Source organism: Streptomyces drozdowiczii, from assembly GCF_026167665.1.
Classification (GTDB): Bacteria; Actinomycetota; Actinomycetes; order Streptomycetales; family Streptomycetaceae; genus Streptomyces; species Streptomyces drozdowiczii_A.
In genome coordinates this window covers 1380972-1395949 of record NZ_CP098740.1, presented here as the reverse complement: position 1 = coordinate 1395949, position 14978 = coordinate 1380972, and the positions used below count along the sequence as shown (strand labels likewise).

Below are 14978 nucleotides of genomic sequence, written 5' to 3'. Positions count from 1 at the left end.
CTCAGAGCCCCACGAGCGTCACTTCGGTGGCCTTGACGCTGGTCCACACTCGCGCCCCGTCCACTAGGGACAGCTCGGCCGCGGCCTGCGGGGTGATCTCCGCGACCAGGTCCGGCGCCTGATCCGACCCCACCAGCACCCGCAGCCGGCTCCCGCCCGCCGTGATCTCGCGCACCGTCCCCGGCCACACGTTGCGCGGGCTCCCGGTCGGCTTCTCCCGGTGTACGGAGACGGCCTCGGGCGCGATGACCGCGAGCGCGGGCGCCCCGGCCGGCAGCGGGTCGGCCGCGACGAGGCGCCCGCCGCCCGGGAATTCCAGGCCGTCGGCGGTGGCGGTGCCGGGCCAGGCGTTGCGGCCGAGCATCCGGGCGACCCAGGGGGACCGAGGGTGCCGGGTGACCTCGGCGGGCGGGGCGTCCTGGAGCGTGCGGCCGTCCTCCAGGACGAGGACCCGGTCGGCGAGCGCGACCGCCTCCACGGGGTCGTGCGTGACGATGAGGCAGACGCCGCCGAACCCGTCGAGATGGCGGCGCAGGGTGTGCCGGACCTGGGACCGGGTCGTCTGGTCGAGCGCGGCGAGCGGTTCGTCGAGGAGCAGCAGGCGCGGACGGGCGGCGAGCGCGCGGGCCAGTGCGACGCGCTGGGCCTGGCCGCCGGAGACCTGGGCGGGCTTCCGGGAGGCCAGGTGGCCGACCCCGAGCCGGTCCAGCCACTCCTGCGCGGCGCGGCGGGCCTCGGCGCGCGGTACGCCCTTCGCGCGCAGCCCGTACGCGGTGTTGGCGAGGGTGCTGAGGTGCGGGAACAGCGCGCCGTCCTGCGGGACCCAGGCGACGCCCCGGCGGTGGGCGGGCAGGGCGGTGACATCGGTGTCGCCCAGGAGGAGCCGGGCGTGGGCGCGCGGGGTGAGGCCGAGCAGGGCGCGCAGCAGGGTCGTCTTGCCGGCGCCGTTGGGGCCGACGACGGCGATGGTGGTCCCGGCCTCCGCGTCGAGGGTCAGCTCGTTGAAGCCGGTGACCTCGGCGTGCAGTGGCCAGTCCTCCCGTACGGCCTCGGGAGCATCCCCCGAAGGGACGGCGGTCCCGGGCTCCTCGTCGACGACCTCCCGCCTCCGCGTACGCGCCTGCGGCGTCCCCGTCCACCGCCCCCGCAGCGCGAGCAGCACCGCCATGGCGATGACGAGCAGCAGCAGCGACACCGAGGTCGCCGCCTCCGGGCTGTCCTGGAGCAGCAGGTAGACCTGGAGGGGCAGGGTCTGCGTGGTGCCGGGGAGGTTGCCCGCGAAGGTGATGGTCGCCCCGAACTCACCGAGCGCCCGCGCCCAGGTCAGCGCCGCCCCCGCGGCAAGACCGGGCGCCACCATCGGCAGCGTGACCGTGAGGAACACCCGTACCGGCGACGCCCCCAGGGAGGCCGCGGTCTCCTCGTAACGGGGGCGCAGCCCGCCCAGCGCGCCCTCCAGGCTGATCACCAGGAACGGCATGGCGACGAAGGTCGCCGCGAGCACCGCGCCCGAGGTGTGGAAGGGCAGCGTGATCCCGAACCAGTCCTCCAGCCACGGCCCGAGCAGCCCCCGGCGGCCGAAGCCGAGGAGCAGCGCCACACCGCCGACCGTCGGCGGCAGCACCATCGGCAGCAGCACCAGCGACCGGACGAAGACCTTGCCCGGGAAGTCGACCCGGGCGAGCAGCCAGGCCAGCGGCACCCCCAGGACGAGGGAGAGGAGCAGCGCCCAGCCGGAGACGATCAGCGACAGCGTCAGCGCCTGGGTGGTGCCCTGGCTGGTGAGGTGGGTGCCCAGCTCGCCCCAGGAGGTGCGGGCCAGGATGCCGGCCAGCGGCAGCAGCAGGAACGCCACGGCCAGCAGCGCGGGGAGGGCCAGCACGATCGGTGCGCGGGGGCGGCGGTTCATCGTGTTCCTTGTCGACGCTACGGCTGCTGGAAGCCCGCGCCGGTCAGGATCTTCCGTGCCTCGGGCGAGGACAGCCACTTTACGAACGCCTCGGCCGCAGCGCTGTGCTTGCTGGTCTTCAGGGTCGCCGCCGGGTACGAGGCGACGGCGTTCTGCTCGTCCGGGATGTCGACCGAGTCGACCTTGCCCGCGGCCGCGGCGACATCGGTCTTGTAGACGAGACCGGCGTCCGCCTCGCCCAGCTCGACCTTGCTGAGCACCGCGCGCACGTTGGGCTCCTGCGAGACCGGCTTCACGGTGATCTTCTGGGCGTCCAGGATCTGCTTGCTGTAGCGGCCCACCGGCACCTCGGGTGCGGCGAGGACCACCTTCAGCTTGGTGTCGGCCAGGTCCTTGAGGTTCCCGACCTTCTCCGGGTTGCCCTTGCCGGTGGCGATGACCAGGCGGTTCTTGGCGATGACCGTCGGGGTGCCGGTGTCCGACTTCAGGCCGTCCATCGTCTTCGTGTCGGCGGTGACCAGCGCGTCGGCGGGCGCGCCCTGCTTCACCTGCGCGGCCAGCTCCTGCGACCCGGCGAAGGAGAACGTCACCTTCGTGCCCGGGTGCTCCTTCTCGTACGCCGCACCCGCCTCCTTGAACACATCGGTGAGCGAAGAGGCGGCGAGGACGGTGAGATCGGCGGCCGAGTCCTTGGTGGTGTCGTCGTCGTCCCCGCCGCCGCACGCGGTGAGGGGCGTGAGCAGGCCCACGACGACGAGGGCCGCGGCGACGCGCCGCTGAGTGGAAGAGGAATTCATGGAGAGCAGCATGTGCCAAAGAGTATGGGTGATCACATCGCATTTACAGCTTTCCATGGGAAAACACATGGCAGCTGCGGTACTCCCTGGAGGAAGCTCCTAGCCGCCTCCGGGTCGCCCCCGACCGGCCAGTAGAGTGCGGATGCGCCAGCCCCCGAGACCCGAGGTACCGTCCGTGACCCCCGAGCACCCCCGCCCGCCCGCAGTCACCGTGGCCGGGATCGGAGCCGACGGATGGGCCGGGCTCACCGGACCGGCGCGCGCGGCCCTGGCCGACGCCCAGGTCCTCATCGGCGCCGAGCGGCAACTCGCCCTCCTGCCACCGCGGTGCACGGGCACCCGCGTGCCCTGGCCGTCGCCCCTGCGCCCCGCCGTCCCCGGCCTGCTCGCCGCGCACGCGGGCCGCCGCATCGCCGTCCTGGCCAGCGGCGACCCCATGTTCTACGGGATCGGCCGCGCGCTCACCGAGGTCCTGGGCGCCGACCGGCTGCACGTCCTGCCGCACCCCTCGTCCGTCTCCTACGCCTGCGCCCGCATCGGCTGGCCGCTGGAGGACACCGAGGTCGTCACCCTCGTCGGCCGCCCCGCCGCCCGGCTCGCCGCCGCCCTCCACGAAGGCCGCCGGGTCCTCGTTCTCAGCGCCGACGCCACCACCCCGGCTGCGGTCGCCGCACTGCTCCGCGACCACGGCTTCGGGCCCAGCCGCCTGCGGGTCCTGGAACAGCTCGGCGGCGAGGACGAGGCGTGCGCCGAGGGCACGGCGGACACCTGGGACCACCCGGCCGGGGACCCGCTCAACATCGTCGCCGTCGAGTGCCGGAGGGCGCCCGGGGCGCTGCGCCTCGGCGCCGTACCGGGCCTGCCGGACGAGGCGTACGCCCACGACGGGCAGTTGACGAAGCGTCACATCCGCGCCGTCACGCTCGGCGTGCTCGCCCCCGCCCCCGGCGAACTCCTCTGGGACATCGGCGGCGGCTCCGGCTCCATCGCCATCGAGTGGATGCGCGTCCACCCCTCCTGCCGGGCGGTCACCGTCGAACGCGACCCCGTGCGCGCGGCGCGCATCGCGGAGAACGCCGACCGGCTCGGCGTGCCCGGCCTCCGCGTCGTCACCGGCCGCGCCCCCGACTGTTTGGACCAACTACCCGCCCCGGACGCCGTGTTCATCGGCGGCGGCCTCACCGCACCCGGCCTGCTCGACACCTGCCTCGCCGCGCTCCCGCCCGGCGGCCGGCTGGTCGCCAACACGGTCACGCTGGAGTCCGAGGCGCTGCTCGCCGCGCAACACAAGGCGCACGGCGGGGAGTTGACCCGCCTCGCCGTCGCGCACGCCGTGCCGGTCGGCACGTTCACCGGCTGGCGCCAGGCCATGCCCGTCACCCAGTGGTCCGTACGCAAGGCCACGCAACTCCCTGGAGACGACAGATGACCGTGTACTTCATCGGCGCGGGCCCCGGCGCCGCCGACCTGATCACGGTGCGCGGCGCGCGCACGCTCGCCGCCTGCCAGGTGTGCCTGTACGCGGGCAGCCTGGTGCCCCGCGAGCTCCTGGCCGAGTGCCCGGACGACGCCCGCCTGGTGGACACCGCGCAGCTCGACATCGACGCGATCACCGCCGAGCTGGTCGCCGCGCACCGGGCCGGCCACGACGTGGCGCGGCTGCACTCCGGCGACCCCTCGGTGTTCAGCGCGGTCAACGAGCAGATGCGCCGCCTGGACGAGGCGGGCGTGCCGTACGAGGTGGTCCCGGGCGTACCCGCGTTCGCGGCAGCGGCGGCGGCCCTCAAGCGCGAGCTGACCGTGCCGACCGTGGGCCAGACCGTCATCCTGACCCGGATCGCCCAGCGGGCCACCGCCATGCCCGAGGGCGAGGACCTGGCGACGCTCGGCCGCAGCGGCGCCCTGATCGTCCTGCACCTCGCGGCCCGTTACGTGGACCGCGTCGTCGAGGAACTGCTGCCGCACTACGGGGCGGACTGCCCGGCCGCCGTCGTCGCGATGGCCTCACGCCCCGACGAACTCGTCCTGCGCGGCACCCTGGACGACATCGCCGCACAGGTGAAGGACGCGGGAGTCATCCGTACCGCCGTGATCATGGTCGGCCGCACCCTGGGCGCCGAGCAGTTCCACGACAGCCACCTCTACTCGCCCGCCCGCGACCGCCACACCTGCTGACCACCCGCCCGGGCGGGTCACCGTACGGAGCTGCGCCCCACCACGGTCCCCGCCCGGTCGACGCAGATCACGTCCACGGCCACCGGAGCGCCCCGCAGCACCGACAGCGCCTCGTCCCGTGCCGCCACCGCCACCAGATCGCCCAGCGGCACCCCGTGCGCCTGGCACAGCTGGAGTGCGGCGAGACCGGTGTTGGCGACGGCGATGTCGGCGGCCAGGGCCTCGTCGGCGCCGCCGCGCCGGGCCAGCTCCGCCAGGTACGCCTTGTCCACCTGGGAGCGGCCCGAGTGGAGGTCCAGATGGCCGGCGGCGAGCTTCGACAGCTTGGCGAACCCGCCGCAGATCGTGAGCCGGTCCACCGGGTGGCGGCGTACGTACTTGAGCACCGCGCCCGCGAAGTCGCCCATGTCCAGCAGCGCGATCTCCGGCAGGCCGTACTCGGCGACCACCGTCTTCTCCGAGGTGGACCCCGTGCACCCGGCGACATGGGTGTGCCCGGCCGCGCGCGCCACGTCCACACCGCGCCGGATCGAGTCGATCCACGCCGAGCAGGAGTACGGCACCACGACCCCGGTCGTGCCGAGGACCGACAGGCCGCCCAGGATGCCCAGACGCGGGTTCCAGGTGGAGCGGGCGATCTCCTCGCCGTGGTCCACGCCGACCGTCACCTCCACGTCCCCGGACCCGCCGTGCGCCGCCGCGACCTCCGCGATGTGGTCCCGGATCATCTGGCGCGGCACCGGGTTGACCGCCGGTTCGCCCACGTCCAGCGGCAGCCCCGGCAGCGTCACCGTGCCGACGCCGGGGCCCGCCCGGAACACCACGCCCGAGCCCGGCGGCAGCGCCCGCACGCTCACCCGCACCAGGGCGCCGTGCGTCACATCGGGGTCGTCGCCCGCGTCCTTCACCACGCCCGCCGTGGCCCGCCCGTCGCCCAGCTCCTCCACAGCGAGCGCGAACGCCGGGGTCTGGCCCTTGGGCAGGGTGATGGTCACCGGGTCCGGGAAGTCGCCGCTCAGCAGCGCCGTGTACGCGGCCGTCGCGGCGGCCGTGGCACAGGCCCCGGTCGTCCAGCCGGGCCGCAGACCGGTGTGCTTGAGTTGGGCGCCGCGCCCGCCTTTCGCCTCACTCATGGATGGTCCCTGTGCACGTACTGATTCTGGGCGGGACGACGGAGGCCCGCCGCCTCGCCGAGCTGCTGGTGGCGGAGCTGCCCGCCGGGAGCAGGGTCACCAGCTCCCTGGCCGGCCGGGTGGCCCGGCCGAAGCTGCCGCCGGGGGAGGTCCGGGTAGGGGGCTTCGGCGGGGCCGACGGACTCGCGGACTGGCTCCGCTCGCACCGGGTGCGCGCGCTCATCGACGCCACCCATCCTTTCGCCGGGACGATCACCTTCAACGCGGCCCGCGCCGCTGCCGCCGCCCATGTTCCCCTGCTCATGCTGCGTCGGCCCGGCTGGGTGCCCGGGGCCGGCGACGACTGGCACCCGGTCTCCTCCCTGGCCGAGGCGGCCGACGCGCTGCCCGCACTGGGGCGGCGGGTCTTCCTCACCACCGGGCGGATGGGGCTCGCGGCCTTCGCGGGCCTGGACGGGCTGTGGTTCCTGATGCGGTCCGTGGACGCGCCGGAACCGCCGTACCCGGCCCGGATCGAGACCCTGCTCGACCGGGGCCCCTTCACCCTGGAGGGCGAGCGCGAACTGATCCGCCGCCACCGCATCGACGTCCTCGTCACCAAGGACAGCGGCGGCGCCGCGACCGCCCCAAGCTGACCGCCGCCCGCGAGGCCGGGATCCCCGTGGTCGTGGTCCGGCGGCCACCGGTCCCCGAAGGAGGCCCGGTGGCCGGCACCCCGGAAGAGGCCCTGGCCTGGCTTCACCGGCTGACGGATCAGTCCTCCGGGTAGCGGCGCGGCGTCCACACGATCCGCGTGCCGTCGCCCCGCCGCCCCCACCGGGTCTGCGAGGACCCGACGATCAGGATCGTGCGCATGTCCACCTCGGCCGGATCGAGGTCCCCGAGGCGCACGGTCCGTACGCGCTCGCCCGCCCCTCCGACGTCCCGCCCGAGCACCACGGGCGTGTCCGGCGAGCGGTGTTCCAGGAGCAGGTCGCGGGCCTTGCCGACCTGCCAGGTCCGGCTCCGCGAACCGGGGTTGTACAGCGCGAGCACCAGGTCCGCCGAGGCGGCGGCGGACAGCCTGCGCGCGATGACCTCCCACGGCTTGAGCCGGTCCGACAGCGAGATCGTCGCGTAATCGTGGCCCAGCGGCGCACCCGCCCGGGCCGCCGCCGCGTTCGCCGCCGTCACCCCGGGCAGCACCCGCACCGGCACGTCCGCGTACTCCTCCTGCGCCGCCACTTCGAGCACCGCCGTCGCCATGGCGAAGACCCCCGGGTCCCCGCCGGAGACCACGGCGACCCGCCGCCCGCGCCGGGCCAGGTCGAGCGCGAACTCCGCCCGCTCCGACTCCACCTTGTTGTCCGAGCCGTGCCGTATCTGCCCCGGCCGGACCGGCACCCGGTCCAGGTAGGTCGTGTAGCCGACCAGGTCGTCCGCCCCGGCCAGCGCCCCGCGCGTCTCGGGCGTCAGCCACAGCGGACCCGCCGGACCCGTGCCGACGACGGTCACCTCGCCGTCGCCGGGGGCGCGCTCCGGGCGGGCGTCGATCCGGCTCGGCAGAACGGCGACCGCGAAGTACGGCACCGAGTCCGCTTCCGTGTCCGCGAGTTCGCCCAGCCGCTCGCCGGCCATCGTGGCGCGCTCCACATAGCGGGCCTCGGGCAGTCGGCCCGACGCCTCGAACGCGCGGCGCACGGCCGGGAAGGTGCGGCCGAGCTTCATCACCACCGCCGCGTCGGTCGCGGCCAGCCGCGCGGTCAGCTCGTCCTCCGGCAGGGTGCCGGGCAGGATCGTCAGGACCTCCTCGCCCTCCGCGAGCGGGGTCCCGAGCCGGGCGGCGGCCGCGCTGACCGAGGTCACCCCGGGGATCACCTCGGTCGGATAGCGGTCGGCCAGCCGCTTGTGCATGTGCATGTACGAGCCGTAGAACATCGGGTCGCCCTCGGCGAGCACGGCGACCGTGCGCCCCGCGTCCAGATGCACGGCGAGCCGGGCCGCCGCCTCGGTGTAGAAGTCCTCCATCGCGCCCCGGTAGCCGCCCGGGTGGTCCGTGGTCTCCGTGGTGACGGGGTAGACCAGGGCCTCTTCGATGTGGTCGGCGCGCAGGTGCTTCGCCGCGATGGACCGGGCGATGGACCGGCCGTGCCGGGCGCTGTGGTACGCGACGACGTCCGCCTCCGCGATGACCTCCACGGCGCGCACGGTCATCAGGCTCGGGTCGCCGGGGCCGAGCCCGACCCCGTACAGCCGTCCCGTCTGCTGCTCGCTCACGGTCACTCTTCCTCGCTGGCGATGGCGTTGAGCGCGGCGGCGGCGATGGCGCTCCCGCCGCGCCGGCCGCGCACGATCAGGTGGTCGAGCCCCGACGGGTGGGCGGCCAGGGCGTCCTTGGACTCGGCGGCCCCGACGAAGCCGACCGGGACCCCGATGACGGCGGCGGGGCGCGGCGCCCCCTCCTCGATCATTTCGAGCAGCCGGAACAGAGCGGTCGGCGCGTTCCCGACGGCCACGACCGCCCCGTCGAGCCGGTCCCGCCACAGCTCCAGGGCAGCCGCCGAGCGGGTCGTGCCCAGCTCCGCCGCGAGCCCGGGCACGGCAGGGTCGGACAGGGTGCACACCACCTCGTTGTCCGCGGGAAGCCGCTTGCGGGTGACCCCGCTGGCGACCATCGCCACGTCGCACAGGATGGGCGCGCCGGCCCGCAGCGCGGCGCGGGCGCGGGCGACCGCGTCGGGCGTGTAGCCGAGATCGCGTACGAGGTCGACCATCCCGCAGGCGTGGATCATCCGGACCGCGACCTGGCTCACGTCCGCGGGCAGCCCGGCGAGGTCCGCCTCCGCCCGGATGGTGGCGAAGGACTGGCGATAGATGGCCGGTCCGTCCTTCTCGTACTCGTACACAGTGGTGTCGCTCTCTTCTTCGGGGCGGGGGGTCGGTCAGAAAGTGTGGGGAGGGGGATCAGGTGTGAGGGGTACGGGCCGCCGCCACGGCGTCGGCCAGCGCGACGGGGTCGTCGGCTACGCGGACCGGCTCCTCGCGCCGTCCGCCGTCCCGTACGACGGACACCCGGTAGCCGCCGTCCGGTGCCGCGACGACGTCGACCCACGCACCGCGCGGGTGCCCGCACCGCCGCTCGCAACCGGACCAGTGGACGGGCAGGGCGCGGTCCGGCGACCCGGCGCGCAGAGCTGACGCGGCGTCACCCCGCACATTGGCCAGGGACTTCGCGCACCCGGGCCGCCCGATGCACGCCCCCACGCCGGACCACGGCGAGCGGTCCCCGGTGACGAGCCCCACGGCCTCCAACGCGTCGAGCGCGCCGGGCACCCGCTCCCGCCGGACACCGGGCACGACGACTCCGCGCCACGGAGTGAGCCGCAGTTCGCCCGCGCCGTGGTCCCGGGCGAGGTCCGTCAGCGCCCGCCACCGCACCGCGTCCGCCCGCCCGAGCGGCAGCCCGGCGGACAGCGCGTCCGTGTCCCCGGGGCCGGTCACCGCACCGAGCGCCGGGGGAGCCCCGTCCGGCACCGGTACGCTCCCGGGGGCGACGGGCAGCCCGGCGGCGCCCAGCCTCCGTACGACCTCGTCGAACAACGGCCCGGCACCCCCGGTCAGGTCGGCCACCCGCCAGGCGCCGGAGCCGGCCGCCGCGTCCAGGAACGCCGTCGCGGCGAGCAGTGCGGCGCGCGGGGCCTCGTTCCCGGGAATCCGGACCACCGCGTCCAGCGCGCCGATCCGCAGCTCCACGTCCCCGTCCGCCCGCGCCCGGAGCGTCACATCCGCGCCCAGCGCGTCCACGTCACCGCGCCCGTCGTCCAGCGCGAACAGGAACCGCCCCGACAGCCCGGCCGCCTCCTCGCTCGCGCACACCAGCGCGTCCAGCGCGGTCAGCCACGGGCGGACATCGCGCGCGCCGAGACCGTCGAGCCCGGACAGCGGGGAGGCCACCACATTGCGGACCCGCTCATGCCGCTCGGAGGGCAAAAGCCCCATTTCGTACATGCGTGAGGCCAGTTCGCCGCCGCACTCCGCACCCAGCCCGCGCAGCTGCACATTGCCGCGCGAAGTGAGATACAGCTCACCATCGCCCAGCCGCTCGGCCAACTCCCGGAGCCCGTCCGCCTGCTCCCAGGACAGCACGCCACCGGGCACCCGCACCCGCGCCAACGCCCCGTCGTCCGCCCGGTGGAGCCGCAGCGCACCGGGGCAGGCGTCGCCGCGAGCCCGGAAACGGGCGTCGTCGGGCTGCGCGAAACGGGGGGCTGGGGGAGGCATGGCGGCGAGCATACCGACCATCTCATCCGATCCGTATGACCCATCGTCGCGCTCAGGCCCTTACTATGCCTAGCGGCGGACCTCCGGGTCCGTCGTCGCCACAGACGGCGACAGGGGAGGAAGCCCGGTGCGATTCCGGCGCGGTCCCGCCACTGTGAGCCCGGCCCCACCAGGCCGGGCGAGTCAGGAACTCCCTTCCCCGCACGTTCGGCAGGTCCGAGCAGGGGAGCTCTCGACACCGCCCGGGGCGTGGACACCCCGAGGAAGGCCAGACGCCGCATGATCCTGCTCCTGTCGACGTCCGACACCGACCTGCTCAGCGCCCGCGCCTCCGACGGCCCCGTCCGCTACCGGTACGCGAACCCCTCCCGCCTCCCGCTCCAGGACCTGCCCGCACTCCTGGACGGCACCGACCTCGTCGTCGTCCGCCTCCTCGGCGGGGTCCGCGCCTGGCAGGACGGCCTCGACCAGGTCCTCGCCACCGGCCGCCCCGTCGTCGTCCTCACCGGGGAACAGGCCCCCGACGCCCAGCTGATGGCCGCCTCCACCGTCCCGATCGGGATCGCCGCCGAGGCCCACGCCTACCTCGCGCACGGCGGCCCCGCCAACCTGGACCAGCTCGCCCGCTTCCTCTCCGACACCGTCCTGCTCACCGGCCACGGCTTCGAACCGCCCGCCGCCGCGCCCTCCTGGGGCCCGCTGGAGCGCGAGCCCCGCGCGACCCCGGACGGCGCCCCCACGGTGGCCGTGCTCTACTACCGCGCCCACCACATGAGCGGCAACACCGCGTTCATCGAGACCCTGTGCCGGGCCGTCGAGGCCGAGGGCGCGAAGGCCCTCCCGCTGTACGTCGCCTCGCTGCGCGCCCCCGAGCCCGAACTCATCGAGACCCTGCGCGCCGCCGACGCGATCGTGACCACGGTCCTCGCGGCGGGCGGCACCCGGCCCGCCGAGGCGTCGGCCGGCGGCGACGACGAGTCCTGGGACGCGGGCGCGCTCAGCGCGCTCGACGTGCCGATCCTCCAGGCGCTCTGCCTCACCGGCTCCCGCACCGACTGGGAGGGCAACGACGAGGGCGTCTCCCCGCTGGACGCCGCCAGCCAGATCGCGGTGCCCGAGTTCGACGGCCGCCTGATCACCGTCCCGTTCTCCTTCAAGGAGATCGACGAGGACGGCCTCCCTGCCTACGTCGCCGACGACGAACGCGCCGCCCGCGTCGCCGGCATCGCCGTCCGCCACGCCCGCCTGCGCCACATCCCGAACGCGGAGAAGCGCGTCGCGCTCGTCCTCTCCGCGTACCCGACCAAGCACTCCCGTATCGGCAACGCCGTCGGGCTCGACACCCCCGCCAGCGCGGTGGCCCTGCTGCGCCGACTGCGCGAGGAGGGCTACGACTTCGGTACGGAGGAGGTCCCCGGCCTCGCATCGGGCGACGGCGACGAGCTGATCTACGCCCTCATCGAGGCGGGCGGCCACGACCAGGAGTGGCTCACCGAGGAACAGCTCGCCCGCAACCCGGTCCGCATCCCCGCCGCCGACTACCGCCGCTGGTACGCCACACTCCCCGCCGAACTCCGCGAGTCCGTCGAGGAGCACTGGGGCCCGCCGCCCGGCGAGATGTTCGTGGACCGCTCCCGCAACCCGGAGGGCGACATCGTCCTCGCGGCCCTGCGCCGGGGCAACCTGCTCATCCTCATCCAGCCCCGCGCGGCTTCGGCGAGAACCCCATCGCGATCTACCACGACCCGGACCTGCCGCCCTCGCACCACTACCTGGCCGCCTACCGCTGGATCGCCGCCCGCGCCGACGACAACGGCTTCGGCGCCGACGCGATGATCCACCTCGGCAAGCACGGCAACCTGGAGTGGCTGCCCGGCAAGAACGCGGGCCTGTCCGCCGCCTGCGGCCCGGACGCGGCGCTCGGCGACCTCCCGCTGATCTACCCGTTCCTCGTCAACGACCCGGGCGAGGGCACCCAGGCCAAGCGCCGGGTGCACGCCACGCTCGTGGACCACCTGGTGCCGCCGATGGCCCGGGCGGACAGCTACGGGGACATCGCCCGCCTCGAACAACTCCTGGACGAGCACGCCCAGATCGCCGCCATGGACCCGGCGAAGCTGCCGGCCATCCGCGCCCAGATCTGGACCCTGATCCAGGCCGCGAAGCTCGACCACGACCTGGGCGTCGAGGACCGCCCGGAGGACGAGGGCTTCGACGACTTCATCATGCATCTGGACGGCTGGCTCTGCGAGATCAAGGACGTCCAGATCCGCGACGGCCTCCACGTCCTCGGCGCCGCGCCGACCGGGGCCGCCCGCGTCAACCTGATCCTCGCGATCCTCCGCGCCCGCCAGATCTGGGGCGGCACGACGTCCCTCCCGGGCCTCCGCGAGGCCCTGGGCCTGGACGAATCGGCGGCGACCCGCACGGACGCGGACGCGGTGGAGGAGGAGGCACGGGCCCTGGTCCAGGCGATGGAGGACGCGGGCTGGCAGCCCATTCAAGCCCCTGCGGCGATTGAGCAGCGGGGTCCGGGGCAGAGCCCCGAGCAGACGACCCGCACACCGCTCCACGACCTGACCCCGGACGTGGCGGCAATCCTCAACTTCGCGGCCCAGGAGGTCGCCCCCCGCCTGGCCCGCACCGAGGACGAACTCACCCACTGCGTCCACGCCCTCCAGGGCGGATTCGTCCCCGCAGGGCCGTCCGGCTCGCCCCTCCGGGGACTCGTCAACGTCCTCCCCACCGGCCGGAACTTCTACTCCGTCGACCCCAAGGCCGTCCCCTCCCGCCTCGCCTGGGAGACCGGCCAGGCCCTGGCGGACTCGCTGCTCAACCGCTACCGCGAGGACAACGGCGACTGGCCGGTCTCCGTCGGCCTCTCCCTCTGGGGCACGAGCGCCATGCGCACCGCCGGCGACGACGTGGCCGAGGCGTTCGCGCTGCTCGGCGTGCGCCCGGTCTGGGACGACGCCTCGCGCCGCGTCACCGGCCTGGAGGCGATCCCGGCCGAGGAGCTGGGGCGCCCCAGGATCGACGTCACCCTCCGCATCAGCGGCTTCTTCCGCGACGCGTTCCCGCACACCATCGGCCTCCTGGACGACGCCGTACGCCTGGCCGCCTCGCTCGACGAACCCGCCGAGCTCAACCACGTACGGGCGCACACCCAGGCCGACCTGGCCGAGCACGGGGACGAGCGCCGGGCCACCACCCGTATCTTCGGCTCGCGCCCCGGCACGTACGGCGCCGGGCTGCTCCAGCTCATCGACTCCCGCGACTGGCGCACCGACGCCGACCTCGCCGAGGTCTACACGACCTGGGGCGGCTACGCCTACGGCCGGGACCTGGACGGCTGCCCGGCCCGCGAGGAGATGGAGACCGCGTACAAGCGCATCGCGGTCGCCGCGAAGAACACCGACACCCGCGAGCACGACATCGCGGACTCGGACGACTACTTCCAGTACCACGGGGGAATGGTCGCCACGGTCCGCGCGCTGAAGGGGACCGCCCCGGAGGCGTACATCGGGGACTCGACCCGCCCCGAGACGGTCCGCACGCGCACGCTGACCGAGGAGACCTCGCGCGTCTTCCGCGCCCGCGTCGTCAACCCGAAGTGGATCGAGGCGATGCGCCGCCACGGCTACAAGGGAGCCTTCGAGCTGGCGGCGACCGTCGACTACCTCTTCGGTTACGACGCCACGACGGGCGTCGTCGCGGACTGGATGTACGACAAGCTGACCGAGACCTACGTCCTGGACCCGGCCAACCGCGCCTTCCTCGAACAGGCCAACCCGTGGGCCCTGCACGGCATCGCGGAACGCCTTCTGGAAGCGGAGTCGCGCGGCATGTGGGCCAAGCCCGACCCGGCGGTGCTCGAAGCCCTGCGCCAGGTCTTCCTGGAAACGGAAGGAAACCTGGAGGGCGAGGAGTAGGCCCTAGTCGGCGGTCCCGGGCTTCACACCCCAGACGTACACGACGTCATCGAGCGCGAGCAGATCCCACAGCTTCGCCGCGTCGTCCACCGTCAGGTTGACGCAGCCCGCCGACCCGCCCCCGTCGTACAGGTCGCCCGGGTGTCCGTGCAGCGCCTGACCGCCGTCGAAGAACTGCGAGTACGGCATCGGGGCGTCGTCGTAGAGGTCGGAGACGTGGTCGCGGTCGCGCCAGTAGATGGTGTGCCGGCCCGGCCGCGTCTCCTCCGCGTCGCGGCCCGTACGGATGGGCACGGGCCCGAACACGACCTTCTTCCCCTTCTGCACCCACAGCAGTTGGCGGTCCATGTCGACACAGGTCACGCGGCCGGTCTCGACGGGGCAGTTCCCGGCGGCGTTCGGATTCGGCGTGGCCTCGACCACGAGCATCGCGCGGTACGTGCCGAGGTCGGCGAACCCGTCCGGGTGCGGGCGGCCCCGCTCGGTCTGGAAGGCCCGGATGGCCCGGCAGTCGGCGTCGGACTGGCGGCCGTCCACGGGCAGCCCGAGGTGCTGTTCCAGCTGCCGCTGATACGGCCCGGCCGGGGCGGTGCACGCGGCGTCGCGGCCGGCGGACGCGGCCGAGGGGACCGCGGTGCACAGCAGCGCCAAGGCCGCGGCGGCGACGGCGGCACCGGCGAAACGGTGGGGACGGGACAAGGCGGGACCTCCTACGGAATCAACGGGGCCGTGCGTACCGCCCGGCCGCCCACTCGCGGGCGGCCGGGCGGGT

Annotated in this window: 9 protein-coding genes, 2 pseudogenes and 1 riboswitch; of the genes and pseudogenes, 4 read left to right on the top strand and 7 right to left on the bottom strand. The window is 74.5% G+C overall.

From position 1 onward, the window contains the following. Nucleotide 1: 1 nt before the first annotated feature. Both NEH16_RS06220 and modA read right to left on the bottom strand, forming a co-directional pair. Nucleotides 2-1909: an ABC transporter permease gene (locus tag NEH16_RS06220; protein WP_265539944.1), complete on the bottom strand. Its 1908-nt coding sequence runs from the start codon at nt 1907-1909 to the stop codon at nt 2-4. Between the two features lie 17 nt (nt 1910-1926). After that, entirely contained in the window at nt 1927-2706 is a 780-nt protein-coding gene (gene modA, locus NEH16_RS06215; RefSeq protein WP_265539942.1) for a molybdate ABC transporter substrate-binding protein, read from the bottom strand. A gap of 175 nt (nt 2707-2881) precedes the next feature. Here modA and cbiE point away from each other — a divergent pair, with 175 nt between their 5' ends. Next, the gene (gene cbiE / locus NEH16_RS06210; protein WP_265539940.1) at nt 2882-4135 is read left to right on the top strand and encodes a precorrin-6y C5,15-methyltransferase (decarboxylating) subunit CbiE; all 1254 of its coding nucleotides are present in this window, start codon (nt 2882-2884) and stop codon (nt 4133-4135) included. Further along, nucleotides 4132-4881, top strand: coding sequence for a precorrin-4 C(11)-methyltransferase (gene cobM, locus NEH16_RS06205; RefSeq protein WP_161206553.1), 750 nt, complete (start codon nt 4132-4134; stop codon nt 4879-4881). Before cbiE ends, cobM begins: the two co-directional genes overlap by 4 nt. A gap of 17 nt (nt 4882-4898) precedes the next feature. Here cobM and NEH16_RS06200 read toward each other — a convergent pair whose 3' ends face one another. After that, entirely contained in the window at nt 4899-6014 is a 1116-nt protein-coding gene (locus tag NEH16_RS06200; RefSeq protein WP_265539937.1) for a cobalt-precorrin-5B (C(1))-methyltransferase, read from the bottom strand. 11 nt (nt 6015-6025) lie between these two features. On the opposite strand from NEH16_RS06200, the pseudogene NEH16_RS06195 reads away from it, so the two are divergent. Beyond that, nucleotides 6026-6783, top strand: a pseudogene (locus NEH16_RS06195) (cobalt-precorrin-6A reductase). On the opposite strand, the gene NEH16_RS06190 reads toward NEH16_RS06195, so the two are convergent. The 3 genes from NEH16_RS06190 to cobG are packed head-to-tail and all read right to left on the bottom strand — an operon-like array spanning nt 6768 to nt 10286. Further along, nucleotides 6768-8276: a precorrin-2 C(20)-methyltransferase gene (locus NEH16_RS06190; protein ID WP_265539935.1), complete on the bottom strand. Its 1509-nt coding sequence runs from the start codon at nt 8274-8276 to the stop codon at nt 6768-6770. The pseudogene NEH16_RS06195 and the gene NEH16_RS06190 sit on opposite strands and share 16 nt — an antisense overlap. After that, complete coding sequence (locus NEH16_RS06185; protein ID WP_018105780.1) at nt 8273-8899, bottom strand: precorrin-8X methylmutase; 627 nt, start codon at nt 8897-8899, stop codon at nt 8273-8275. Before NEH16_RS06185 ends, NEH16_RS06190 begins: the two co-directional genes overlap by 4 nt. A gap of 58 nt (nt 8900-8957) precedes the next feature. After that, complete coding sequence (cobG, locus tag NEH16_RS06180; protein WP_430523776.1) at nt 8958-10286, bottom strand: precorrin-3B synthase; 1329 nt, start codon at nt 10284-10286, stop codon at nt 8958-8960. Nucleotides 10287-10366: 80 nt separating this feature from the next. Next, a riboswitch (cobalamin riboswitch) is annotated at nt 10367-10467 on the top strand. Between the two features lie 86 nt (nt 10468-10553). On the opposite strand from cobG, the pseudogene cobN reads away from it, so the two are divergent. Continuing rightward, nucleotides 10554-14206 (top strand): annotated as a pseudogene (gene cobN, locus NEH16_RS06175) (cobaltochelatase subunit CobN). Between the two features lie 3 nt (nt 14207-14209). On the opposite strand, the gene NEH16_RS06170 reads toward cobN, so the two are convergent. Then, nucleotides 14210-14905, bottom strand: a complete 696-nt coding sequence (locus tag NEH16_RS06170) for a L,D-transpeptidase (protein WP_265539931.1) — start codon at nt 14903-14905, stop codon at nt 14210-14212. Nucleotides 14906-14978: the final 73 nt, after the last annotated feature.